The following is a 22,937-nucleotide window of genomic DNA, read 5'->3' as shown; positions in this document are numbered from 1 at the left end:
ACGGACCTCCGTGGAGGTCCGTTGATATGAACTTGGTGCCCGGACTCGGAATCGAACCAAGGACACGGGGATTTTCAATCCCCTGCTCTACCGACTGAGCTATCCGGGCAACGGGGCGCATTAAACCGTAATCTGCACATCTCGTCAACCTAATTTCAGTAAAAGCGATTCAACTGCTTAAGATTGCGGCAAATCGCTTCTTTTCTGTGTTTCTGTCAGGTCAAAGCACCACCCTGGCGGCAGCGGGCGAAGCGCAGGATATCTTCCGCCAGCCGATGTGCGGTGTCGACATCCGCCTGGCTACGATTCACCAGCATTCGGCTTAAACAGCCTTCCAGCACCAGTTCCATCTGCTTTGCTACCATCGCCGGATCGTCAACTTCCAGCGTGGTTAACAGTTCGTGGGTGAAATCGTAGGCCGCGCTTTTTTGCTGATCGGCCAGTTGATGAATAGGGTGGCCAGGATCGGGATAAAACGTACAGGCAGCGATAAACAGACAGCCCGGATAGCGGTTGTTTTTAACGCACTCCGATAACGCCTGATAACGTGCCAGCAACTTTTGTTCGGCGGTTTGTGTTTCGTCCAGCATCAGCTGACGACGCCAGACATCTATCTGTTGGCTAAGATAACGCAGCGCATCGTAGAGGATTGCCTCTTTGTCTGGCCAGAAGCGGCGTAGCTCGTCCAGTGGGTAATCCACACGTTCAGCAACCATCTCCAGCGTGGTGTTGGCAATCCCTTGTAATTCTAATAATTTCAGGGCTTCTCCCAGTACATCTTCACGTTGCACGCTATTTTCCTCCGTCTTTCCCACTGCAAGTGTCGTTCACGGTTGGCGATCGCGCAAATGTGCGCTGAAGGTTTCAGCATCCATAAAGCCCGTGACGCGTGCTTGTGGATGCTCCTGGCCTTGTCCGTCAAAAAAGAGAATTGTCGGTAGGCCAAGGACATTAAGATGCTTTAACAGCGCCACATCTTGTGCGTCGTTGGCAGTGACGTTAGCCTGAAGTAAGACCGTGTCTGCTAACGCTTTTTGCACCTGCGGGTCGCTGAAGGTGTATTTCTCAAACTCTTTACAGGCGACGCACCAGTCGGCATAGAGATCTAACATCACTGGTTTGCCTTTGGCTTCAACGAGCGCCTGATTTAACTCATCTACCGTTTTGATTTGTGTAAAGTTGAGATGCGTCTGAGTTTGCACGGTATGCGTCGCACCAAATGCCCAATCCTGAAGTGGGCGCACGCTAACCAATGCCGCTGCCAGCAGGATTATTTGCACCACGCGCATCCAGCCGCGTTTGGCCTGTAGGCTGGTGATAAAGGCCCAGCCAAAGAATGCGACACCAAGCGCCGACCACAAGCGTAATCCCCATATATCACCAATCACTCGCTCCAGCAGGAAGACCGGCAGTGCGAGGATCACAAAACCAAACGCGGTTTTGACTTGTTCCATCCACGGGCCGCTTTTCGGCAGCAAGCGGTTACCAAAGACGGTAATTAGCATCAGCGGCAGGCCCATGCCCAGCGCATAAAGATAAAGCGTGCCGCTGCCCAGCCACATGTTCCCGCTTTGGGCGATATACAGCAGAATCGCGCTAAGCGGTGCAGTGGTGCATGGTGAACAGATCAGTCCGGCAATCGCCCCCATAATAAACACACCGCCAGGTGAGCCGCCCTGTTGGCGATTGCTCATCAGCGTGAGACGTGTTTGCAGCGAAGAGGGGAGTTGCAGAGTAAACAAGCCAAACATTGACATCGCCAGCAAGGTAAAGACGATGGCGAGGCCAATGAGCACGTATGGGTGCTGTAGCGCCGCCTGGAACTGTAACCCTGCGGCGGCAACCACCAGACCCAGCGCCGTGTAAGTCAGCGCCATCCCCTGCACATAAATAAAGGTCAGCAACAATGCTCTGGCAGTGGAAAGCCGCTGTTTACCGCCCAGCACGATGCCAGAAATCAGTGGGTACATTGGCAGCACGCATGGCGTAAAGGCGATACCAATACCGATCAACAACGCCCAGAGCGCGGAAAAGGGCAATTGCGCGGTGGGCTGCTCTTGCTGCGGAACAGACACAGGCTGTGACGCTTCGTTGTTGGCGACCACTTCGCTTAACGGAACGGTTTTGGTTTCTGGCGGATAACAGAAACCGGCATCAGCACAGCCCTGGTAGGTGACAGTTAACGTTGCTCCCGCACTCGCCTGGTTGATGGTTACGGGAAGCGTCAGCCGATCGCGGTAAATCTCGCTTTTGCCGTAAAACTCATCTTCATGCCAGATGCCTTGCGGCAGCTGCACGTCGGCAATTTTCGCGTGTTCCGGCGTAATGCGGATCTGTTTACGGTAGAGGTAGTAACCGTCTTTGATCTGCCAGGTCAGATTCAGGTCATGTTGGTTTTGCTGAAAATCAAAAGCAAAGGCTTGATCCGCGGGGACAAATTGTGAACGTCCCGGCGCGTCGAATAATCCGGCAAAAACGGAAGTGCTGCAAAGTAGCAGGATCAGCGTAAAGATGCGTTGAGCCATGAGAGGTAATCTGTGTCTCCGTGTGTAACAGGTAAAACCAGAAGTTCCGGGGTTTGATATGGATGATGAGACTTCAGGCATTCCAGCAGTGCCTGCTGGTGAGATACGGTAGTTTTTAAAATCATCTGCACTTCGTATTCTTGCTCCAGCTTACCTTCCCAGTAATAGAGAGAGGTAGCGCCGGGGATCAAGGTCGCGCAGGCCGCCAGTTTTTCCGCCAGCACTTTGGCGGCTAAATCCTGGGCTGTCGCTTCATCCGGTGCCGTACATAGCACCACGACAGACGTGGTATTCGAACTTTTTTCATCAAGCATAAACACCTCGCAAGAACAGATGGAACCGCAAGAGAGAGGTCACTATACAACGGACGGGGAAAGGATGTTAGTCGGCGGGAAAGAAAGCGGGGCGTGAACGCCCCGCGATGGGTCATTACAGCATGAAGCTACCCAGCACGAAGCCGAAGCAAACGGCCAGGGCAACACCCAGAGTACCCGGGATGAAGAACGGATGGTTGAAGACGAATTTACCGATACGGGTAGTACCCGTGTCATCCATCTGTACCGCAGCAACCAGCGTCGGGTAGGTCGGCAGAATGAACAGACCAGACACCGCAGCAAAAGAAGCAACAGCGGTCAGCGGAGAAACGTTCAGTGCCAGAGCCATCGGCATCAGTGCTTTTGCGGTTGCAGCCTGAGAGTACAGCAGAGCAGAAGCAAAGAAGAAGATGACGGCCAGCAGCCACGGATGACCCTGAATCACTTCACCAGCGGTATCTTTGATCCAGTCGATGTTGTTGGAAACGAAAGTATCGCCCAGCCACGCAACACCCAGGATACAAATACAGGCGCTCATACCTGCTTTGAAGGTGCTGGAGTTGAGAATGTTGTCGGTATCGACTTTACAGATAACGGTGGTCAGAGTTGCAACGCTGAGCATGATGATCAGGATTGCGTTGGTGGTGTTCATCAGTGGTTTTTCAACCAGACCCATGCTTGGGCTGTTGATGATTGCATAGATAACCACGCCAACTACGCCCAGCAGGAACAGCCAGACGGACGTTTTTGCACCGGATTTGATTTCAATCTGCTTTTCACCGCGCAGTTCAACCAGGCCCTCTTCCAGACGCTTGCGATAAATCGGATCGTCAGAGAGTTTGGAGTTGAACAGCATAGTGACCAGGAAGGACATCACCAGAACCGCCAGCAGGGTGGACGGGATGACCACGGAGAGCAGATGGAGGTAGCTGATGCCATGACCTTCCATCACGGAAGACATGTAAACCACTGCCGCTGAGATTGGCGATGCGGTGATCGCAATCTGCGCGGATACCACTGCAGTAGACAGCGGACGGCAAGGTTTAACGCCTTGTTCCTTCGCAACTTCAGCGATAACTGGTAGTGTCGCCAGAGAGATGTTGCCAGTACCAGCAAAGATAGTCAGGAAATAGGTCACGATCGGTGCGAGGATCGTGATGTATTTCGGGTTACGGCGCAGCAGCTTTTCTGTCTGATGAACCAGATAGTCCAGACCGCCAGCAACCTGCATGGCAGAAATAGCGGCGATAACCGCCATGATAATGGAAATGACATCGAATGGGATGTTACCGGGTTTAACGCCAATAGCGGCAAGAACCAGCACCCCCAATCCGCCTGCAAAACCAATACCTATTCCCCCCAATCTGGCGCCCAAGAAGATCGCCAGCAAAACTATGATGAGTTCTACAACTAGCATATTAGCCTTCCTTGTTTTTTAACAAGTTGATATTAAATTGTTATTTTTAAGTTACTGCTCACAAGAAAAAAGGCACGCCATCTGACGTGCCTTCTTTATTTGTACTACCCTGTACGATTACTGTTCGCTTTCATCAGTATAGCGTTTTGCTTTGTAAGCCGGGTGCATCAGATTCTGTACGGAGAAAATATCGTCAAGTTCCGCTTCAGTCAACAGACCGCGTTCCAGAACGACTTCACGTACACTCTTACCGGTTTCGGCACAGATTTTACCCACGATGTCACCGTTGTGGTGACCGATGAACGGGTTCAGGTAAGTAACGATACCGATAGAGTTGTAAACGTAACCTTCGCACACTTCTTTGTTAGCAGTGATGCCGTTAATGCATTTTTCCAGCAGGTTGTAGCAAGCGTTGGTCAGAATGTGAACGGATTCGAACATGGCCTGGCCAATGACTGGCTCCATAACGTTCAACTGCAGCTGACCTGCTTCTGCTGCCATGGTAACAGTGGTGTCGTTACCGATGACTTTGAAGCAGACCTGGTTAACCACTTCCGGAACAACCGGGTTTACTTTAGCTGGCATGATGGAAGAGCCTGCCTGCAGTTCCGGCAGGTTGATCTCGTTCAGGCCGGCACGTGGACCAGAAGAGAGCAAGCGCAGGTCGTTACAGATTTTGGACATCTTCACAGCCAGGCGTTTCAGCGCGCCGTGAACCATAACATAAGCGCCGCAGTCGGAGGTCGCTTCGATCAGGTCTTCAGCCGGTACGCATGGGAAGCCAGTGACTTCAGCCAGTTTTTTCACTGCCAGCGGAGAGTACTCTTTCGGCGTGTTCAGACCAGTACCGATTGCTGTTGCGCCAAGGTTAACTTCCAGCAGCAGTTCAGCGGTACGTTGGATGTTTTTCACTTCTTCTTTCAGCAGGATGCTGAAGGCGCGGAATTCCTGACCGAGGGTCATCGGTACTGCGTCCTGCAGCTGGGTACGACCCATTTTCAGGATGTCCTGGAATTCGACAGCTTTACGTTCAAAGCCTTCACGCAGTTGGTTAATCGCATCTACCAGTTTAATCAGGGAAGAGTAAACTGCGATACGGAAACCGGTCGGGTAGGCGTCGTTAGTGGACTGACATTTGTTAACATGGTCGTTCGGGTTCAGGTACTGATATTCACCTTTCTGGTGACCCATCAGTTCCAGACCGATATTGGCCAGCACTTCGTTGGTGTTCATGTTTACGGAAGTACCTGCGCCGCCCTGGTAGACGTCTACCGGGAACTGATCCATGCATTTTCCGTTGTTCAGGACTTCATCACATGCGGCAATGATGGCATTCGCTACACTTTTAGGAATGGTTTGCAGCTCTTTGTTTGCCATAGCTGCGGCTTTTTTAACCATTACCATACCGCGAACAAATTCAGGAATATCACTGATTTTGTTGTTGCTGATATAGAAGTTTTCAATCGCTCTCAGAGTGTGAACACCATAGTAGGCATCAGCTGGAACTTCCCTGGTACCCAACAGATCTTCTTCGATACGAATGTTGTTTGACATGTGAACCTTCTTTTTCAAGCTGCCAATGATTTGCTTTAAACACACAGAATATATGTGGTTTCGAATGTTTTTCGACCGACGATTATCCCCTGCATCGACCGAATACCCGAGATCATATGCTGCTTGAGGATTTCTACCGTAACCTGGATCACTTTAAGTGTCGGTTTTTACCCCTTAATTATTAATTTGTGAAATGGATCACCGCTTTGGGATTACTACCAAAAATAGTTGCGCAAACATCTTGAAATTTTGCTAATGACCACAATATAAGCTAAACGCGATTCGCAACCCATTCAGGTAGCCGGGTTTAACCGGCTGCTATTACAGGAGAAACCTTTGCGCTGGTTACCTTTTATTGCCATTTTCCTTTATGTCTATATTGAGATTTCAATCTTTATTCAGGTTGCTCATGTATTGGGGGTATTGCTGACCCTCGTGCTGGTTATATTCACGTCAGTTATCGGTATGTCACTGGTACGTAACCAGGGCTTTAAGAATTTCGTGCTGATGCAGCAAAAAATGGCGGCGGGTGAAAACCCAGCGGCGGAGATGATTAAAAGTGTTTCGCTGATCATTGCCGGTTTGCTGCTTTTATTACCGGGCTTTTTCACCGATTTCCTCGGTTTGCTTCTTTTATTACCGCCGGTGCAAAAGCATCTGACAGTGAAGTTGATGCCTCATCTGCGTTTTTCCCGTATGCCAGGTGGCGGTTTTAGCGCCGGGACCGGTGGCGGTAATACTTTTGATGGTGAGTACCAGCGAAAGGATGATGACCGCGACCGCCTTGATCATAAAGACGATCGCCAGGATTAATGTCGAAACGCCGGATTATGTGGTTATGCCATTTTCCGGCGTTTTTCGTTTTGGCAGAAACAGCCATAACCCCGCCAGCATGATCAGCGCGTAGAGACTTTTCCAGCCGACCATTGCCAGTAACAGAACGCATAATAGCCCGCCAACCACTGCCAGTAGTCGATAACGTCCTTGCAATAATTTACAGCCTGCCAGCATGCATAACAGATAAATCATAATAAAGATGCCATTGGCATAAATAATAAGAGCGTCCAGATTGATCTCTAAAGCATGAATCACCAACGTGCTCACCACGCAGCAGCCGAGCACCGCATTGAGGGCATTATTCGGAATATGGCGAGAAGAGAGGCGTGCCAGGTAGTGGTCAGGATTATGTTGCGCCTGCGACCAGACCAGGCGGGCGAAGCTCTGTATATAAATGTTGAGACTGGCAAAGCAGGCCAGATAGCCAATTACGCAGGCAATCCATAACGCTCCTACACCGAACAACTGCACTACAATTTTGGGAAGCGATGCTGCCGCCGCCATTTGTTCACCATAGGCGTCGAAGTGTAAGACGACTACCGTACAGCCCCAATAGACTAATCCTGCCAGCAGCAGGCCAATCATCAAAGCACGAGGAAAATCACGCTCTGGATTTTTAAATTCCGAGGCAAGATGGGCAAATGCTTCCAGACCGACAAAACACCAGAACATCACTGATAACGCAGCAAATAACCCGGTAAGTTCGATATTTCCTGGCGCAGGGAAGGGGATATTCGCAGGTTTGATATCGCCCGCCCACCAGATAGCGACAATCAGTGCGACGATAAGTCCGGCAATAACTGTTTGTAGATTAGCACTGGAACTGGCACCTCGAGTACCGATATACCACACCAGCGCCAGCGTACCGAGTTCTGCCAACAACAGTTGCCCGCTATGCCAGCCAAACATTGCCTGGCCGAATCCGGCAGCAATTTGTAGCGCGGCAGGCAAACCCACGGGAATGACCGATAAAAACAACCAGCCGGTGACTCGCTCAAGCCGCGAACCAAACGCCATACCGACGAAGTGTGCGACGCCGCCTGCGCTGGGATAGTGGCGACCCAGAATCGCAAACACAATCGCAATCGGGAACACTAAGATAATCAAAACGGGCCACGCCCACAGGCTGTTATTGCCTGCTACTAGCGCAGCTAACGCAGGAACGGCAAACACGCCAGTGCCTAATAATGACGTCGATAGCAGGCCAATGCCCTGGGCCAGCCCCAGTTCTTGTTTGAGTCCACTCATGGGTTGATGTCCGATTGCGCCCAAATTATGGGCAACTGCGTAGATTTTCGATGGTAGCACAATCAGATTCGCTTATGACGGTGATGAAGAAATTGCGATGAAATGTGAGGTGAATCAGGGTTTTCACCCGATTTTGTGCTGATCAGAATTTTTTTTCTTTTTCCCCCTTGAAGGGGCGAAGCCTCATCCCCATTTCTCTGGTCACCAGCCGGGAAACCACGTAAGCTCCGGCGTCACCCATAACAGATACGGACTTTCTCAAAGGAGAGTTATCAATGAATATTCGTCCATTGCATGATCGCGTGATCGTCAAGCGTAAAGAAGTTGAAACTAAATCTGCTGGCGGCATCGTTCTGACCGGCTCTGCAGCGGCTAAATCCACCCGCGGCGAAGTGCTGGCTGTCGGCAATGGCCGTATCCTTGAAAATGGCGAAGTGAAGCCGCTGGATGTGAAAGTTGGCGACATCGTTATTTTCAACGATGGCTACGGTGTGAAATCTGAGAAGATCGACAATGAAGAAGTGTTGATCATGTCCGAAAGCGACATTCTGGCAATTGTTGAAGCGTAATCCGCGCACGACACTGAACATACGAATTTAAGGAATAAAGATAATGGCAGCTAAAGACGTAAAATTCGGTAACGACGCTCGTGTGAAAATGCTGCGCGGCGTAAACGTACTGGCAGATGCAGTGAAAGTTACCCTCGGTCCGAAAGGCCGTAACGTAGTTCTGGATAAATCTTTCGGTGCACCGACCATCACCAAAGATGGTGTTTCCGTTGCTCGTGAAATCGAACTGGAAGACAAGTTCGAAAATATGGGTGCGCAGATGGTGAAAGAAGTTGCCTCTAAAGCGAACGACGCTGCAGGCGACGGTACCACCACTGCAACCGTACTGGCTCAGGCTATCATCACTGAAGGTCTGAAAGCTGTTGCTGCGGGCATGAACCCGATGGACCTGAAACGTGGTATCGACAAAGCTGTTACCGCTGCAGTTGAAGAACTGAAAGCGCTGTCCGTACCGTGCTCTGACTCTAAAGCGATTGCTCAGGTTGGTACCATCTCCGCTAACTCCGACGAAACCGTAGGTAAACTGATCGCTGAAGCGATGGACAAAGTCGGTAAAGAAGGTGTTATCACCGTTGAAGACGGTACCGGTCTGCAGGACGAACTGGACGTGGTTGAAGGTATGCAGTTCGACCGTGGCTACCTGTCTCCTTACTTCATCAACAAGCCGGAAACTGGCGCAGTAGAACTGGAAAGCCCGTTCATCCTGCTGGCTGACAAGAAAATCTCCAACATCCGCGAAATGCTGCCGGTTCTGGAAGCTGTTGCCAAAGCAGGTAAACCGCTGCTGATCATCGCTGAAGATGTTGAAGGCGAAGCGCTGGCAACTCTGGTTGTTAACACCATGCGTGGCATCGTGAAAGTTGCTGCGGTTAAAGCTCCGGGCTTCGGCGATCGTCGTAAAGCTATGCTGCAGGATATCGCAACCCTGACTGGCGGTACCGTAATCTCTGAAGAGATCGGTATGGAGCTGGAAAAAGCAACCCTGGAAGACCTGGGTCAGGCTAAACGTGTTGTGATCAACAAAGACACCACCACCATCATCGATGGCGTGGGTGAAGAAGCTGCAATCCAGGGCCGTGTTGCTCAGATCCGTCAGCAGATTGAAGAAGCAACTTCTGACTACGATCGTGAAAAACTGCAGGAGCGCGTAGCGAAACTGGCAGGCGGCGTTGCAGTTATCAAAGTTGGTGCTGCTACCGAAGTTGAAATGAAAGAGAAAAAAGCACGCGTTGAAGACGCCCTGCACGCGACCCGTGCTGCGGTAGAAGAAGGCGTGGTTGCTGGTGGTGGTGTTGCGCTGATCCGCGTAGCGTCTAAACTGGCTGACCTGCGTGGTCAGAACGAAGACCAGAACGTGGGTATCAAAGTTGCACTGCGTGCAATGGAAGCTCCGCTGCGTCAGATCGTCCTGAACTGCGGCGAAGAACCGTCTGTTGTTGCTAACACCGTTAAAGGCGGCGACGGCAACTACGGTTACAACGCAGCAACTGAAGAATACGGCAACATGATCGATATGGGTATCCTGGATCCAACCAAAGTAACCCGTTCTGCTCTGCAGTACGCGGCTTCTGTGGCTGGCCTGATGATCACCACCGAGTGCATGGTTACCGACCTGCCGAAAAACGATGCAGCTGACTTAGGCGCTGCTGGCGGTATGGGCGGCATGGGTGGCATGGGCGGCATGATGTAATTGCCCTGCACCTCGCAGAAATAAACAAACCCCCAGGCAGAAATGTCTGGGGGTTTTTCTTTTGGTCATCTTTCTAGTATAAGATTCAGACACGGACGACGCGAGTGGCGTCCAGCTCATTGATTATGGGGAATAACATGCACGTAAAATATTTAGCAGGGATTGTCGGTGCCGCGCTACTGATGGCGGGTTGTAGCTCCAGCAACGAATTGAGTGCTGCCGGTCAGAGTGTACGCATTGTGGACGAGCAACCAGGTGCAGAGTGCCAGCTGATTGGTACTGCGACAGGTAAGCAAAGCAACTGGCTTTCCGGGCAACACGGAGAAGAAGGCGGTTCTATGCGCGGCGCAGCAAACGATCTGCGCAACCAGGCGGCTGCAATGGGCGGTAACGTGATTTATGGCATCAGCAGCCCGTCGCAGGGAATGTTGTCCAGTTTTGTCCCGACGGATAGCCAGATTATCGGTCAGGTTTATAAGTGCCCGAACTGATGTGATCCAGAGGCTGGATACTTCCAGCCTCGTAGTAAAACAGATGAGATTATTTCGCCTGTGGTGCAGTTTTGCTGGTGGATTGAACACGTAAGTGATGCAGCGCGCGTAAGCATTGATCCTGGGTTAGCGGTTGGGCGTTATTTGCCGCTACGGTGCGAACATAGACCTGACATGGCACACCCGCGAGTTTTTTCAGTCGGGGGCTGAAATCAAGCATTCGGCGAGTGATCGCCTCCACTTCTTTACCCGGCGTTGCTTCACGCGTTTTCACCACTGCGCCGCTAAATTGTTCATTGCCACTTTCATCTTTAAAGCGGTAAAGCACCGCCAGATAATGGTTGAACAAGTTATGTTTCCATTCCGGTTGGGAATAGGTGTCATATTCCAGATTGCCATTTTCCTGGCAGTCAACGTCGTATAACGGCAGGAAATCTAACAGTGAGGTAATACGTAATGCCAGTTCACGCATTTCCGCATTATTAATTGCATGAATGATTGCTCGCGCCAGCATTTCAATCTGCAACTCATTGACGACTAACTCACATTTGCTACCGTCATGTAGCGTTAATACGAAGGTAAGATTTTCGCCCTGATCATCGGTAAGTTCCAGCGTGTTAACCCGACGATTAATATCGGCATTTTTAAGCTCATCAACCAGAATTTCTGGGATATTTTCTGCCATTTTCTTAATGACTTTATCGCGAGCTTGTTCATACTGAAGGCGTGCAGCAGCATCCAGTTTATGCTTTTGATGCAGACGACTTTCCAGCGCAATCAGAAGGTCGCGCAATTCCATGGCAGACATAAAGAACAACGATTCTTTATTGCGAGGTTCTTTAATTTTCAGCGCCAGTGCAATGAAATTATTACTCTTGCGAATAACACCGGTATTAACACCCTTGATGCTTATGGCCATGTAGGTTCTCCCTAACCATTTCTCAATTAAATAATTAATTTTAGTTTATAAGCCAGATAAATGGGCTTGGTAGTAATAGTTGTTAAAATAACATAAATAGCCGTGCTCACTCTATATAAACAGAAAAGAAAGGTTAATTATTGGTGTTGGTTATATAAAGAGTAACAACAGCAATGTATATGAATAATTAAAGGTTATGCAACGGGCAAAGATTAAACTTCCCTGTTTAATCAGTTACTGCTGGCGTAGCTGGAGATCCAGCGGCGTTTTGCTGGGTTCGCCGCCAATTTCTCGCGCCAGTTTAGGCACCAGATATCCCGACACCAATGTCAGCAACTCACGCATAATCTGCCGTGCTTCGTCATCACTCACCATAAAATGCGCCGCGCCCTGTACTTTATCGAGCACATGCAGGTAATACGGCATCACGCCCGCATCGAACAACGCATTACTCAGGTTTGCCAGCGTTTGCGCGTTATCGTTCACACCACGTAACAGAACGCTCTGGTTCAGCAAAGTAACGCCCACCCGGCGCAACTTAGCCATCGCCTGACGGAATGTTTCATCTACCTCATTGGCATGGTTGATGTGATTCACCAGCAAGATTTGCAGCGTAGAATGTGAAAAGCGTTCAACCAGCGCATCTGTGATGCGTGCCGGGATCACAATCGGCAGACGGCTGTGAATCCGCAGACGTTTGATATGCGGGATGGCTTCCAGTTGTGTGAGCAACCAGTCCAGCTCGTGATCTTTCGCCATCAGCGGATCGCCGCCGGAGAAAATCATCTCGTCCAGTTCCGGATGCGCAGCAACATACTCAAGTGCAGTCTGCCAGTTACGCTTGTTGCCCTGATTTTCGGCATAGGGGAAGTGGCGACGGAAGCAATAGCGGCAATTTACCGCGCAGCCGCCTTTGACCAGCAAAAGCGCCCGGTTGTGGTATTTATGCAACAAACCAGGCACTACGCTATGCTGTTCTTCCAGCGGGTCGGTGGAGAATCCGGGCGCGACGACAAACTCATCTTGCGAGGTAAGTACCTGACGCAAAAGAGGATCGTCCGGATTGCCTTTCTCCATGCGATCGATAAATGAGCGGGGCACACGCAGGGCAAACAGCTTTTTGGCGCTGCGTCCGGCCAACAGTTTTTCGTCCGCGTCTATATTCAAAAGACGCAGAAGTTCATCAGGATCGGTCACAACATCGGCAAGTTGCGTTAACCAATCTTCTCTGGATGGGGTATTTAGGGTTACAATATGCGCCATTTTGTGGCTTAGCTACCAATTAACAAATTTCAGAGGGCCTTATGGCAACGTACTATAGCAACGATTTTCGTGCTGGTCTTAAAATCATGTTAGACGGCGAACCTTACGCAGTTGAAGCGAGTGAATTCGTAAAACCGGGTAAAGGCCAGGCATTTGCTCGCGTTAAACTGCGTCGTCTGCTGACCGGTACTCGCGTAGAAAAAACCTTCAAATCTACTGATTCCGCTGAAGGCGCTGATGTTGTCGATATGAACCTGACTTACCTGTACAACGACGGTGAGTTCTGGCACTTCATGAACAACGAAACTTTCGAGCAGCTGTCTGCTGATGCAAAAGCAATTGGTGACAACGCTAAATGGTTGCTGGATCAGGCAGAGTGTATCGTAACTCTGTGGAATGGTCAGCCGATCTCCGTTACTCCGCCGAACTTCGTTGAACTGGAAATCGTTGATACCGATCCGGGCCTGAAAGGTGATACCGCAGGTACTGGCGGCAAACCGGCTACCCTGTCTACTGGCGCTGTGGTTAAAGTTCCGCTGTTCGTACAGATCGGCGAAGTCATCAAAGTGGATACCCGCTCTGGTGAATACGTCTCTCGCGTGAAGTAATGCGGTTGTGGTGCGGCCTGCAGGCTGCACCATCACTTTTTCAGGTCAGAGATGATGAAACGCCTTATCGTTCTTGTTTTGCTTGCCAGCGCGCTGCTCACGGGCTGTAACACCGCTCGCGGTTTCGGCGAAGATATCAAACATCTCGGCAACTCCATCTCCCGCGCTGCCAGCTAATTTTTCTTCTCCTCCGAAAAATCATCAGATTTCCATCATTTTTGGCGATGTTGTCTATTATTAATTTGCTATAGGCAAACATAAATAACATTACCTAAAAGGAAGACGTTATGGTGAAGAAGACAATTGCAGCGATCTTTTCTGTTCTGGTGCTTTCAACAGTATTAACTGCCTGCAACACCACGCGTGGCATTGGTGAAGACATTTCTGATGGCGGTAACGCGATTTCTGGCGCAGCAACGAAAGCGCAGCAATAAGCAATAACGGTACGACAGCTGTGTCGTGCCGTTTGTTTTTTCTGCGATAGTTACATAGGTAATAGTTGAAATTCCCCTGCCACCTGGCAAAATATCCGTTCAACCATCAGCTTTGCAGGACGACCTGCAAACGCGTCTTTTCACCGGGGACGGCCCCAATTTTCCGGAGCCTGATATGTCCTGGATTATCTTAGTTATTGCTGGTCTGCTGGAAGTGGTATGGGCCGTTGGCCTGAAATATACTCACGGCTTTAGTCGTTTGACGCCAAGTGTTATTACCGTGACGGCGATGATTGTCAGTCTGGCGCTACTTGCCTGGGCGATGAAATCGTTACCAGTAGGGACGGCTTATGCCGTGTGGACGGGTATTGGCGCAGTCGGCGCGGCCATCACCGGCATTGTGCTGCTCGGTGAGTCCGCTAACCCGATGCGCCTGGCGAGTCTGGCGTTAATCGTATTGGGGATTATTGGTCTGAAACTCAGCACTCATTAACTACCGGGCTGCTGTACCCAAATAAACTTACTGACATCAAACCCTTCCCGGGTCGCGACTGCCAGCATCTCCTGTTTCACTTCGTCAGAAATGGTTGGCGTGCGGGAGAGTATCCACAGGTAGTCGCGGTCCGGGCCGCAAACCAGCGCATGGCGGTATTCCCGATCGAGTGCAATAACGTTATAACCGCCATAGAAAGGACCAAAGAATGACACTTTCAGCGCAGCGCGAGTTGGTGCGCCGGTAAAGTACGCTTTCCCTTCACTCTGCTGCCACATTTCTCTGTCAGGGTTATAGCCTTTATTAATGACATTCAGGCCGCCGTCATCACGCAGGCTGTATGTTGCGGTGACTTTTTCCAGTCCACGTTCAAAGCGGTGATCAAAACGGGCAATCTCATACCAGGTACCGAGATAACGTTTAGCGTCGAAATTATTCACTACGGTCACGCCACGCGGCGGCGTAGGGGAACTGCAGGCAACGACCAGAAATGCAGCTGTCGCTGCGGCAACGAGAGGGAGCAGGCGCATAAATGTTTCCTTACTGGTTTTTTTCTAAGTGTAGATGACAGCAAGGAAAAGCGGAGAAAAGGTCCGAAAATTCGGACCCGATGAAATTTTACTGTAGAGCGTTGAGAATCTGCCAGGCGGCGGCGACTCTCGCTGGATTGGGGTAGTTTTTGTTAGCCAGCATCACGATACCCAGCTCTTTTTCTGGAATAAACGCGACATAGCTACCAAATCCGCCGGTCGCCCCCGTTTTATGTACCCATGATGCGCGTACTGCAGGAGTTGGGGGCGTAATCGGTTTTACGGGGCGTGCTGCCAGTGCAATTTTATTGTCACTGCCGTTAATGATGATGTCAGGATTTACCGGCCAGTCCAGCATTTCCCAGCCCAGACCCTGATACATATCGCCGGTTTGCCAGTAGCGAGATTGTGCCAGTTGTATCCCTTGTTGAAGTGTTTTCTCATTGATATCAAGGGGTTTTAAATTGCTTTGCACCCAGCGGGCCATATCTTCAATGGTCGACTTCACACCATAAGCTTCAGCATCTAACGCCCCTGGCGAAACATGTACTGCCTTACCTTCGCGATATCCCCAGGCGTAGTTCTTTTCTTCTGCGGACGGTACATTAATCCACGTATGATTGAGTTTGAGTGGCTGGAAGACACGAGTTTTCATCGCCTGCTCAAAACTCAAACCAGACGGCTTCACAGCCAGTGCGCCGAACAAACCGATACTGGAGTTGGCATACAGACGTTGTGTTCCAGGAGCCCATGCAGGCTGCCAGTTTTGATAGAAGCGCAGCAAGTCGCTTGAGGATTTCACCTCATCCGGCACCTGCAATGGCAGGCCGCCAGCGGTGTAGGTTGCGAGATGTAATAGTGTGATCCCATTCCACTGTTTAGCGGTAAGTTCAGGCCAGTATTTTGTTGTGGGATCGCTTAACTTGATTTCCCCTCGAGCAATAGCGTCGCCACCAAGCACGCCCGTAAATGTTTTGCTGACCGAACCTAACTCAAACAACGTTTGCTGTGTGACGGGCTGCTTTTTGGCGATGTCCGCATAGCCCCAGGTAAAGTAATAAGGTTTACCCTGATAAATTACCGCTACCGCCATACCGGGGATCTTTTGTTGCTCTATAAGCGGGGTAATTGTGCGATGCACAATATCGTTGATTTGTTGAGGTGCGGCAAATGTGGAGCAAGAGGCGGTAATTAATAAGGTGCAGAGCGTCGTTTTGAACATAGGGTCTGGTTTCCATACAAAACGGCCCGCCATAGGCGGGCCAGATTTACATTGGCGATGCGTTAGATTGTAACGACACCAATCAGTGTGACAACTGTCAGGATAGCAGCCAGACCGTAGAAAACCCATTTACCCGCAGGTACGTGGATTTTCAGATCGTGCATCGCGTGGTGCATACGGTGTAAACCACACCACAGCGGCAGAACGATCATCAGGAACAGGAATACGCGACCAATGAAGCTCTGCGCGAACGCCAGAACGCGCTCGTAGCTCAGCGCATCACCCGGAAACAGCCCTAGCGGCAGCAGAATACCAACCAGCAGGATCATCACCGGCGCAATGATGGCGCTCCACATACCACCGGCCCCGAAGAGGCCCCAGAATACCGGTTCGTCAGAACGCTTTGGATTTGGATTAATCATCTCAGGCTCCTTACCAGTACAGGGCAACAAACAGGATTACGATGGTGGCAACCACAGTTACCGCCCAGAGACTTTTGATAATTGGCTCTGGTCCCATTTTTTCGTCTTTTACAATGATATTGGCTGCTTTTGGTGCCAGCTCAAACCAGGTTTTGGTGTGCAGCAGGGCTGCCGCCAGAGTGATCAGGTTAATGATCACGATAACCGGGTTTTGTAAAAAGTCGACGAATCCCGCCCAGGCTTCCGGGCCATTTTTCAGGGCAAACAGGCCGAAAATCAGTTCAATGCTGAACCACACAGCCGGAACCGCCGTGCCTTCGCGCAGCATGTAAAAGCGATAAAACGGCAATTTTTTCCACCAGGTGGACGTCATTGGCCGTACATACGGTTTACGTTTAGTCGTCATGTTGCACTCCTTAGCGTGGTTTCAGAGTCGCGATAAGAAAGTCTTTCGAACTTTCTACTTTGCCCTGCTGAATGGCCGCAGCCGGATCGACGTGTTTCGGGCAGACTTCGGAGCAGTAGCCCACGAAAGTACAGCTCCATACGCCGTTCTGGCTGTTCAACTGCGCCATACGCTCCTTCTTACCGTGGTCGCGGCTATCTTCGTTATAACGATACGCCAGCGTAATGGCAGCCGGACCGATGAACTCTGGGTTCAGGCCAAACTGCGGGCACGCGGCGTAGCACAGACCACAGTTGATGCAACCGGAGAACTGGTGATACTTCGCCATCTGCGCCGGGGTCTGGATGTTAGTACCCTGATCCGCGGTGCGGGCGTTGCCGATGATGTACGGTTTGATCGCTTCCAGACTTTCGATGAAGTGGGTCATATCGACCACCAGATCGCGTTCAATCGGGAAGTTAGCTAACGCTTCAACCTTCATACCGTCGGTGTAATCACGCAGGAAGGTTTTACATGCCAGTTTTGGCACGTTGTTAACCATCATGCCGCAGGAGCCACAAATCGCCATACGGCAGGACCAGCGGTAGCTCAGGTCCGGTGCCAGGTTGTCTTTGATGTAGCCCAGCGCATCCAGTAATGAGGTAGTTGCGTCATAAGGCACTTCATAGAATGCGCTATGCGGTGCGGTATCGACTTCCGGGTTATAGCGCACCACCTCAATTTTCAGGTTTTTCATCTCAGCCATTCGCCTTCTCCTTCTTATTGGCTGCTTCCGCCTTATCGGCTGCATCCGCTTCGCCACCGTAAACACGTTTAGCTGGCGGCAGCGTAGTAATCTTCACGTCGCTGTACTCCAGGCGAGTCGTGCCATCAGCATCGCGGAAGGCGAGGGTGTGTTTGAGGAAGTTGACGTCGTCACGCTCGGTGCAACCTTCGTCCAGACGCTGGTGCGCGCCGCGGGACTCTTTACGTGCCATTGCGGAGTGCGCCATACATTCAGCAACGTTCAGACCGTGGCCCAGCTCAATGGTGTAGAGCAGGTCGGTGTTGAACACGCTGGAAGTGTCGGTGATGCGCACGCGCTTGAAGCGTTCCTGCAGCTCTGCCAGCTTGTCGATGGTTTTCTGCATCAGTTCCGGCGTACGGTAGATACCGCAGCCTTCTTCCATGGCCATGCCCATTTCGTCGCGGATCTTAGCCCAGTTTTCGCCGCCATCCTGGTTAACCAGATCTTTCAGACGTTGTTCAACGCCAGCTGCCTGCGCTTCAATTGCCGCTTCGTTGCCATTACCGGCAGTTGCTGCACGCTCTGTCGCTTGTTCACCGGCCAGACGACCGAAGACCACCAGTTCCGCCAGCGAGTTGGAGCCCAGACGGTTCGCACCGTGCAGACCAACAGAGGAACATTCACCCACGGCGAACAGACCTTTAATGCGGGTTTCACAGTTCTGATCGGTTTCGATACCGCCCATGGTGTAGTGTGCGGTCGGACGTACCGGAATCGGTTCTTTAACCGGATCGACGCCAACGTACGCTTTCGCCAGTTCGCAGATGAACGGCAGACGTTCATGCAGTTTTTTCTCGCCGAGGTGACGCAGGTCGAGGTAAACCACATCGCCACGTGGCGTGGAGATGGTGTTGCCTTTACGCCATTCGTGCCAGAAGGCCTGAGAAACTTTGTCGCGTGGACCCAGTTCCATATATTTGTTTTTCGGCTCGCCCAGCGGAGTTTCCGGGCCCATGCCGTAATCTTGCAGATAACGGTAGCCATTTTTGTTGACCAGAATACCACCTTCACCGCGGCAGCCTTCGGTCATCAGGATACCGGAACCTGGTAGACCGGTTGGGTGATACTGAACGAATTCCATGTCACGCAGCGGAACGCCGTGGCTTAGCGCCATACCCATACCGTCACCGGTAACGATGCCGCCGTTGGTGTTGTAACGATAAACGCGACCCGCACCGCCGGTAGCCATAACGACCGCGTTAGCACGGATCTGCACCAGCGTGCCTTCCATCATGTTCATTGCTACCAGGCCGCGAACATGACCATCATCAACCAGAATATCCAGCACGAAATGTTCGTCAAAACGCTGGATCTGCGGGAATTGCAGAGAGGTCTGGAACAGCGTGTGCAGCATATGGAAGCCGGTCTTATCGGCGGCGAACCAGGTACGCTCGATTTTCATGCCGCCGAAGCGACGTACGTTGACGCTACCATCCGGACGACGGCTCCATGGGCACCCCCACAGTTCCAGTTGGGTCATTTCGGTTGGGCAGTGGTGGACGAAATAATCCACGACATCCTGCTCACACAACCAGTCGCCACCCGCTACTGTATCGTGAAAGTGATATTCGAAGCTGTCATGATCCTGCGCGACAGCGGCGGAGCCCCCTTCTGCAGCAACGGTATGGCTACGCATCGGGTATACTTTTGAGATTAGTGCGATTTTTGCATTTGGATTTGCCTGCGCGGCAGCAATTGCAGCACGTAATCCCGCGCCACCGGCGCCTACAATGGCAAGATCGGCTTGAAAGGTTTGCACGACATTCCTCCAGATTGTTTTTATCCCACAGCCCCGTACTTCAGGGTAAGTGCCTGAAAGTTACGGTCTGCGAACGCTATTCCACTGCTCCTTTATAGGTACAACAGTATAGTCTGATGGATAGGTCTGAAATTTGACGAGATCGATTTTTTTAGTGCGCAAGAGGGCTAAATTATCACTGAAGATGATTAATTTAATTACTAAACCATCAGATCGTGCTTTTTTTAGTCACTGCCCACCGTTGTTTTATTCCTGCGTAAAATTTGTCTCGCCGTCGCGTTGCGAGTAGACTTCGTGCCCTTGTCAAAAACTGGAGATTTAACTATGAGCGAAACGGCATCCTGGCAGCCGAGCGCATCCATTCCTAACTTATTAAAACGCGCGGCGATTATGGCGGAGATCCGTCGTTTCTTTGCCGATCGTGGAGTGCTGGAGGTGGAGACGCCTTGTATGAGCCAGGCGACGGTAACCGATATTCATTTGGTCCCGTTTGAGACACGTTTCGTTGGCCCCGGGCATTCGCAGGGGATGAATCTCTGGTTAATGACCAGCCCGGAATACCATATGAAGCGCCTGCTGGTTGCCGGTTGTGGGCCGGTATTCCAGCTGTGCCGCAGCTTCCGTAATGAAGAGATGGGGCGTTATCACAACCCTGAGTTCACTATGCTTGAGTGGTATCGACCGCACTATGATATGTACCGGTTGATGAACGAGGTGGACGATCTCTTGCAACAGGTGCTGGACTGTCCGGCAGCAGAAAGCCTTTCTTATCAACAAGCTTTCTTGCGTTATCTGGAAATTGACCCACTATCTGCCGACAAAACGCAACTGCTGGAAGTGGCAGCGAAACTGGATTTGAGCAACGTTGCCGATACTGAAGAAGACCGCGACACGCTTCTACAATTGCTGTTTACCTTTGGCGTAGAGCCAAATATTGGCAAAGAAAAACCGACCTTTGTGTACCACTTTCCAGCCAGCCAGGCATCACTGGCGCAAATCAGTACCGAAGATCATCGGGTCGCTGAACGCTTTGAGGTTTATTATAAAGGTATTGAGCTGGCGAATGGTTTCCATGAATTGACGGATGCCCGTGAGCAGCAACAACGCTTTGAACAAGATAACCGTAAGCGCGCGGCGCGCGGTTTGCCGCAGCACCCCATTGACCAGAATCTGATTGAAGCCTTGAAAGTCGGTATGCCTGACTGTTCCGGCGTGGCATTAGGTGTTGATCGTCTGGTGATGTTGGCGCTGGGCGCGGAGACACTGGCTGAAGTCATCGCCTTTAGCGTTGACCGGGCATAATTCTGAAAAATTACTGAATTAACAGCGAAGAATGGCGTGATAAGCGCCATTCTGTAGCATATGTTTTCATTTTTCCGCTAAAGGCCACAATTTAAGACTGGATATTTGATATCATCCAGGTATCAATTCTGTATTGGTTTTTACGCTGCCCGCTCAATGTTGGGCAGTGCAGTTCAGTGGGCGCGTTTTATACACGCGCTGAAATGAAGGATGGTTTCATGCCTCACTCGATAAAAAAGATGAGTCTGATAGGACTCATATTGATGATCTTTACTTCTGTATTTGGATTTGCCAATAGCCCATCGGCTTATTACTTAATGGGTTATAGTGCGATTCCCTTTTATATATTTTCTGCATTGTTATTCTTTATTCCATTCGCCTTAATGATGGCTGAAATGGGAGCTGCTTATCGCAAAGAAGAAGGCGGTATCTATTCCTGGATGAATAATAGTGTCGGACCACGTTTTGCCTTCATTGGTACGTTTATGTGGTTTTCCTCTTATATCATCTGGATGGTGAGTACCTCCGCGAAAGTTTGGGTACCGTTCTCAACATTCCTCTACGGTAGCGACATGACCCAGCACTGGCATATTGCCGGACTGGAGCCTACGCAGGTGGTTGGTCTGCTGGCAGTGGCATGGATGATTCTGGTCACCGTCGTTGCTTCAAAAGGGATTAATAAAATTGCCCGCATTACTGCGGTGGGCGGTATTGCAGTAATGTGTCTGAATTTAGTATTGCTGTTAGTAAGCATTACTATTTTGTTATTAAATGGTGGGCATTTCGCGCAGGATATTAATTTCCTTGCATCACCGAACCCAGGTTATCAGTCCGGTCTGGCAATGCTATCGTTTGTGGTATTTGCCATTTTTGCCTATGGCGGAATTGAAGCGGTTGGTGGTCTGGTTGATAAAACGGAAAATCCAGAAAAGAACTTTGCCAAAGGTATTGTTTTTGCCGCTATTGTTATTTCAATCGGTTATTCGCTGGCAATATTTTTATGGGGCGTCAGCACAAACTGGCAGCAGGTATTAAGTAATGGTTCCGTTAACCTCGGCAATATTACCTATGTGCTGATGAAGAGCCTCGGGGTGACGCTGGGTAACGCACTGCATTTGTCACCTGAAGCGTCATTGTCGCTGGGCGTATGGTTTGCGCGTATTACCGGACTGTCGATGTTCCTCGCTTATACCGGTGCGTTCTTTACACTTTGCTATTCACCGCTGAAAGCCATCATCCAGGGGACGCCGAAAGCATTGTGGCCGGAACCGATGACGCGCCTGAATGCGATGGGGATGCCGTCTATCGCCATGTGGATGCAGTGTGGGTTGGTTACTGTCTTCATCCTGCTGGTTTCGTTTGGTGGCGGTACCGCATCGGCGTTCTTTAACAAGCTGACGCTGATGGCGAACGTGTCTATGACGCTTCCTTACCTGTTCCTCGCGCTGGCTTTCCCATTTTTTAAAGCACGTCAGGATCTCGACAGACCGTTTGTGATTTTCAAAACGCATATGTCGGCAATGATTGCAACAGTGGTTGTCGTACTGGTGGTGACATTTGCGAACGTCTTCACCATCATTCAACCTGTGGTTGAAGCTGGAGACTGGGACAGCACATTGTGGATGATTGGCGGCCCTGTCTTCTTCTCGCTGTTAGCGATGGCGATTTACCAGAACTATTGCAGCAGAGTGGTAAAAAATCCGCAGTGGGTGGCTGAGTAATCAAATGCCCTATCGTCGGCCTGACGATAGGGCGTAATGACAGGGAATTAGTGAGATTTCGTATGCGCTATAGCGAAATTAAACTATGGGTTACCTCATGAGTGCGCGCATGTCTGTCTTGTGCTGCATCTGGTTCATTGTGGCGTTCCTCTGGATAACCATTACCTCCGCGCTGGACAAAGAGTGGATGATTGATGGACGCGGGATTAACAACGTCTGTGATGTTTTGATGTATCTCGAAGATGACGATACTCGCGATGTCGGTGTGATAATGACGTTACCGCTCTTTTTCCCTTTTCTCTGGTTCGCTTTGTGGCGAAAAAAACGCGGCTGGTTTATGTACGCCACCGCGCTGGCTATTTTCGGCTATTGGCTGTGGCAGTTTTTTCTGCGCTATCAGTTTTGCTTATAAGCCGGATGGGTTCA

The 22,937-nt window shown here is 50.6% G+C and carries 25 protein-coding genes and 1 tRNA gene; 11 read left to right on the top strand and 15 right to left on the bottom strand.

What is annotated here, in order from left to right; genetic code table 11:
• Positions 1-33: 33 nt before the first annotated feature.
• From C4F37_RS19155 to aspA, 6 genes are all read right to left on the bottom strand, one after another.
• Positions 34-109 (bottom strand) — tRNA-Phe (locus C4F37_RS19155).
• 106 nt (positions 110-215) lie between these two features.
• Positions 216-791, bottom strand: a complete 576-nt coding sequence (locus tag C4F37_RS19150) for a transcriptional regulator (protein ID WP_001188520.1) — start codon at positions 789-791, stop codon at positions 216-218.
• 36 nt (positions 792-827) lie between these two features.
• Positions 828-2,525, bottom strand: a complete 1,698-nt coding sequence (gene dsbD / locus C4F37_RS19145) for a protein-disulfide reductase DsbD (RefSeq protein ID WP_001774127.1) — start codon at positions 2,523-2,525, stop codon at positions 828-830.
• Positions 2,501-2,839, bottom strand: a complete 339-nt coding sequence (gene cutA / locus C4F37_RS19140; protein WP_000883409.1) for a divalent cation tolerance protein CutA — start codon at positions 2,837-2,839, stop codon at positions 2,501-2,503. The genes dsbD and cutA overlap by 25 nt, the downstream gene beginning before the upstream one ends.
• Before the next feature lie 115 nt (positions 2,840-2,954).
• Positions 2,955-4,256: an anaerobic C4-dicarboxylate transporter DcuA gene (gene dcuA, locus C4F37_RS19135; RefSeq protein ID WP_000961959.1), complete on the bottom strand. Its 1,302-nt coding sequence runs from the start codon at positions 4,254-4,256 to the stop codon at positions 2,955-2,957.
• Between the two features lie 117 nt (positions 4,257-4,373).
• Positions 4,374-5,810, bottom strand: a complete 1,437-nt coding sequence (gene aspA / locus C4F37_RS19130) for an aspartate ammonia-lyase (protein WP_000069437.1) — start codon at positions 5,808-5,810, stop codon at positions 4,374-4,376.
• Between the two features lie 336 nt (positions 5,811-6,146).
• On the opposite strand from aspA, the gene C4F37_RS19125 reads away from it, so the two are divergent.
• On the top strand, positions 6,147-6,623 hold the full coding sequence (locus C4F37_RS19125; RefSeq protein ID WP_001267445.1) for an FxsA family protein: 477 nt from the start codon (positions 6,147-6,149) through the stop codon (positions 6,621-6,623).
• 15 nt (positions 6,624-6,638) lie between these two features.
• Here the strand turns inward: C4F37_RS19125 and yjeH are convergent, their stop codons facing one another.
• Positions 6,639-7,895 (bottom strand): L-methionine/branched-chain amino acid transporter, encoded by a 1,257-nt coding sequence (gene yjeH / locus C4F37_RS19120; protein WP_000015814.1) that lies wholly within the window; start codon positions 7,893-7,895, stop codon positions 6,639-6,641.
• A 275-nt stretch (positions 7,896-8,170) separates the two neighbouring features.
• Between yjeH and C4F37_RS19115 the strand changes: the two genes are divergently transcribed.
• From C4F37_RS19115 to C4F37_RS19105, 3 genes are all read left to right on the top strand, one after another.
• Complete coding sequence (locus C4F37_RS19115; RefSeq protein ID WP_001026276.1) at positions 8,171-8,464, top strand: co-chaperone GroES; 294 nt, start codon at positions 8,171-8,173, stop codon at positions 8,462-8,464.
• A 43-nt stretch (positions 8,465-8,507) separates the two neighbouring features.
• Positions 8,508-10,154, top strand: a complete 1,647-nt coding sequence (gene groL, locus C4F37_RS19110; RefSeq protein WP_000729117.1) for a chaperonin GroEL — start codon at positions 8,508-8,510, stop codon at positions 10,152-10,154.
• 137 nt (positions 10,155-10,291) lie between these two features.
• Positions 10,292-10,645 carry a DUF4156 domain-containing protein gene (locus tag C4F37_RS19105; protein ID WP_000558209.1) on the top strand — a complete coding sequence of 118 codons (354 nt, stop codon included), beginning with the start codon at positions 10,292-10,294 and terminating at the stop codon, positions 10,643-10,645.
• Between the two features lie 49 nt (positions 10,646-10,694).
• On the opposite strand, the gene C4F37_RS19100 is transcribed toward C4F37_RS19105, so the two are convergent.
• Positions 10,695-11,564, bottom strand: a complete 870-nt coding sequence (locus C4F37_RS19100) for a YjeJ family protein (RefSeq protein ID WP_001008035.1) — start codon at positions 11,562-11,564, stop codon at positions 10,695-10,697.
• 234 nt (positions 11,565-11,798) lie between these two features.
• Complete coding sequence (gene epmB, locus C4F37_RS19095; RefSeq protein WP_000940516.1) at positions 11,799-12,827, bottom strand: EF-P beta-lysylation protein EpmB; 1,029 nt, start codon at positions 12,825-12,827, stop codon at positions 11,799-11,801.
• Between the two features lie 41 nt (positions 12,828-12,868).
• On the opposite strand from epmB, the gene efp reads away from it, so the two are divergent.
• The 4 genes from efp to sugE all read left to right on the top strand — a co-directional run bounded on the left by efp (position 12,869) and on the right by sugE (position 14,362).
• The gene (gene efp, locus C4F37_RS19090; protein ID WP_000257278.1) at positions 12,869-13,435 is read left to right on the top strand and encodes an elongation factor P; all 567 of its coding nucleotides are present in this window, start codon (positions 12,869-12,871) and stop codon (positions 13,433-13,435) included.
• Between the two features lie 51 nt (positions 13,436-13,486).
• Entirely contained in the window at positions 13,487-13,612 is a 126-nt protein-coding gene (ecnA, locus tag C4F37_RS19085; protein WP_000977754.1) for a lipoprotein antitoxin entericidin A, read from the top strand.
• Positions 13,613-13,722: 110 nt separating this feature from the next.
• Positions 13,723-13,869, top strand: a complete 147-nt coding sequence (gene ecnB, locus C4F37_RS19080; RefSeq protein ID WP_001540511.1) for a lipoprotein toxin entericidin B — start codon at positions 13,723-13,725, stop codon at positions 13,867-13,869.
• 175 nt (positions 13,870-14,044) lie between these two features.
• Positions 14,045-14,362 carry a quaternary ammonium compound efflux SMR transporter SugE gene (gene sugE / locus C4F37_RS19075; protein ID WP_000118477.1) on the top strand — a complete coding sequence of 106 codons (318 nt, stop codon included), beginning with the start codon at positions 14,045-14,047 and terminating at the stop codon, positions 14,360-14,362.
• On the opposite strand, the gene blc is transcribed toward sugE, so the two are convergent.
• From blc to frdA, 6 genes are all read right to left on the bottom strand, one after another.
• Positions 14,359-14,892, bottom strand: coding sequence for a lipocalin Blc (blc, locus tag C4F37_RS19070; protein WP_001238369.1), 534 nt, complete (start codon positions 14,890-14,892; stop codon positions 14,359-14,361). The genes sugE and blc overlap by 4 nt on opposite strands.
• Positions 14,893-14,980: 88 nt before the next feature.
• A complete protein-coding gene (locus C4F37_RS19065) occupies positions 14,981-16,114 on the bottom strand; it encodes a cephalosporin-hydrolyzing class C beta-lactamase EC-5 (RefSeq protein WP_001443153.1) in 1,134 nt (377 codons plus the stop codon).
• Positions 16,115-16,176: 62 nt separating this feature from the next.
• Entirely contained in the window at positions 16,177-16,536 is a 360-nt protein-coding gene (gene frdD, locus C4F37_RS19060; protein WP_000609663.1) for a fumarate reductase subunit FrdD, read from the bottom strand.
• A gap of 10 nt (positions 16,537-16,546) precedes the next feature.
• Positions 16,547-16,942, bottom strand: coding sequence for a fumarate reductase subunit FrdC (frdC, locus tag C4F37_RS19055; RefSeq protein ID WP_000208757.1), 396 nt, complete (start codon positions 16,940-16,942; stop codon positions 16,547-16,549).
• A 10-nt stretch (positions 16,943-16,952) separates the two neighbouring features.
• Positions 16,953-17,687 (bottom strand): fumarate reductase iron-sulfur protein, encoded by a 735-nt coding sequence (frdB, locus tag C4F37_RS19050; protein WP_001774128.1) that lies wholly within the window; start codon positions 17,685-17,687, stop codon positions 16,953-16,955.
• Positions 17,680-19,488: a fumarate reductase (quinol) flavoprotein subunit gene (frdA, locus tag C4F37_RS19045; protein ID WP_001192980.1), complete on the bottom strand. Its 1,809-nt coding sequence runs from the start codon at positions 19,486-19,488 to the stop codon at positions 17,680-17,682. The genes frdB and frdA overlap by 8 nt, the downstream gene beginning before the upstream one ends.
• Positions 19,489-19,812: 324 nt before the next feature.
• On the opposite strand from frdA, the gene epmA reads away from it, so the two are divergent.
• From epmA to C4F37_RS19030, 3 genes are all read left to right on the top strand, one after another.
• Complete coding sequence (gene epmA / locus C4F37_RS19040) at positions 19,813-20,790, top strand: elongation factor P--(R)-beta-lysine ligase (protein ID WP_001540513.1); 978 nt, start codon at positions 19,813-19,815, stop codon at positions 20,788-20,790.
• 218 nt (positions 20,791-21,008) lie between these two features.
• On the top strand, positions 21,009-22,511 hold the full coding sequence (gene yjeM, locus C4F37_RS19035; RefSeq protein WP_024186870.1) for a glutamate/gamma-aminobutyrate family transporter YjeM: 1,503 nt from the start codon (positions 21,009-21,011) through the stop codon (positions 22,509-22,511).
• Positions 22,512-22,608: 97 nt separating this feature from the next.
• The gene (locus C4F37_RS19030; protein ID WP_001276183.1) at positions 22,609-22,923 is read left to right on the top strand and encodes a YjeO family protein; all 315 of its coding nucleotides are present in this window, start codon (positions 22,609-22,611) and stop codon (positions 22,921-22,923) included.
• Positions 22,924-22,937: the final 14 nt, after the last annotated feature.

The sequence above is a fragment of the Escherichia sp. R1 genome (genome assembly GCF_003000935.1).
Lineage (GTDB): Bacteria > Pseudomonadota > Gammaproteobacteria > Enterobacterales > Enterobacteriaceae > Escherichia > Escherichia coli.
Note: the sequence above shows the minus strand (reverse complement) of the source record. Positions and strands in the feature narration are given on the sequence as shown.

Excerpts from the sequence above, each read along its gene's own strand:
- cutA (WP_000883409.1), bottom strand. The coding sequence starts at position 2,839 with ATGCTTGATGAAAAAAGTTCGAATACCACGTCTGTCGTGGTGCTATGT.
- frdC (WP_000208757.1), bottom strand. The coding sequence starts at position 16,942 with ATGACGACTAAACGTAAACCGTATGTACGGCCAATGACGTCCACCTGG.
- groL (WP_000729117.1), top strand. The coding sequence starts at position 8,508 with ATGGCAGCTAAAGACGTAAAATTCGGTAACGACGCTCGTGTGAAAATG.
- sugE (WP_000118477.1), top strand. The coding sequence starts at position 14,045 with ATGTCCTGGATTATCTTAGTTATTGCTGGTCTGCTGGAAGTGGTATGG.
- blc (WP_001238369.1), bottom strand. The coding sequence starts at position 14,892 with ATGCGCCTGCTCCCTCTCGTTGCCGCAGCGACAGCTGCATTTCTGGTC.
- efp (WP_000257278.1), top strand. The coding sequence starts at position 12,869 with ATGGCAACGTACTATAGCAACGATTTTCGTGCTGGTCTTAAAATCATG.
- C4F37_RS19100 (WP_001008035.1), bottom strand. The coding sequence starts at position 11,564 with ATGGCCATAAGCATCAAGGGTGTTAATACCGGTGTTATTCGCAAGAGT.
- ecnA (WP_000977754.1), top strand. The coding sequence starts at position 13,487 with ATGATGAAACGCCTTATCGTTCTTGTTTTGCTTGCCAGCGCGCTGCTC.
- yjeM (WP_024186870.1), top strand. The coding sequence starts at position 21,009 with ATGCCTCACTCGATAAAAAAGATGAGTCTGATAGGACTCATATTGATG.
- epmA (WP_001540513.1), top strand. The coding sequence starts at position 19,813 with ATGAGCGAAACGGCATCCTGGCAGCCGAGCGCATCCATTCCTAACTTA.
- dcuA (WP_000961959.1), bottom strand. The coding sequence starts at position 4,256 with ATGCTAGTTGTAGAACTCATCATAGTTTTGCTGGCGATCTTCTTGGGC.
- C4F37_RS19105 (WP_000558209.1), top strand. The coding sequence starts at position 10,292 with ATGCACGTAAAATATTTAGCAGGGATTGTCGGTGCCGCGCTACTGATG.
- frdB (WP_001774128.1), bottom strand. The coding sequence starts at position 17,687 with ATGGCTGAGATGAAAAACCTGAAAATTGAGGTGGTGCGCTATAACCCG.
- epmB (WP_000940516.1), bottom strand. The coding sequence starts at position 12,827 with ATGGCGCATATTGTAACCCTAAATACCCCATCCAGAGAAGATTGGTTA.
- dsbD (WP_001774127.1), bottom strand. The coding sequence starts at position 2,525 with ATGGCTCAACGCATCTTTACGCTGATCCTGCTACTTTGCAGCACTTCC.
- C4F37_RS19115 (WP_001026276.1), top strand. The coding sequence starts at position 8,171 with ATGAATATTCGTCCATTGCATGATCGCGTGATCGTCAAGCGTAAAGAA.
- C4F37_RS19030 (WP_001276183.1), top strand. The coding sequence starts at position 22,609 with ATGAGTGCGCGCATGTCTGTCTTGTGCTGCATCTGGTTCATTGTGGCG.
- aspA (WP_000069437.1), bottom strand. The coding sequence starts at position 5,810 with ATGTCAAACAACATTCGTATCGAAGAAGATCTGTTGGGTACCAGGGAA.
- C4F37_RS19065 (WP_001443153.1), bottom strand. The coding sequence starts at position 16,114 with ATGTTCAAAACGACGCTCTGCACCTTATTAATTACCGCCTCTTGCTCC.
- yjeH (WP_000015814.1), bottom strand. The coding sequence starts at position 7,895 with ATGAGTGGACTCAAACAAGAACTGGGGCTGGCCCAGGGCATTGGCCTG.
- frdD (WP_000609663.1), bottom strand. The coding sequence starts at position 16,536 with ATGATTAATCCAAATCCAAAGCGTTCTGACGAACCGGTATTCTGGGGC.
- ecnB (WP_001540511.1), top strand. The coding sequence starts at position 13,723 with ATGGTGAAGAAGACAATTGCAGCGATCTTTTCTGTTCTGGTGCTTTCA.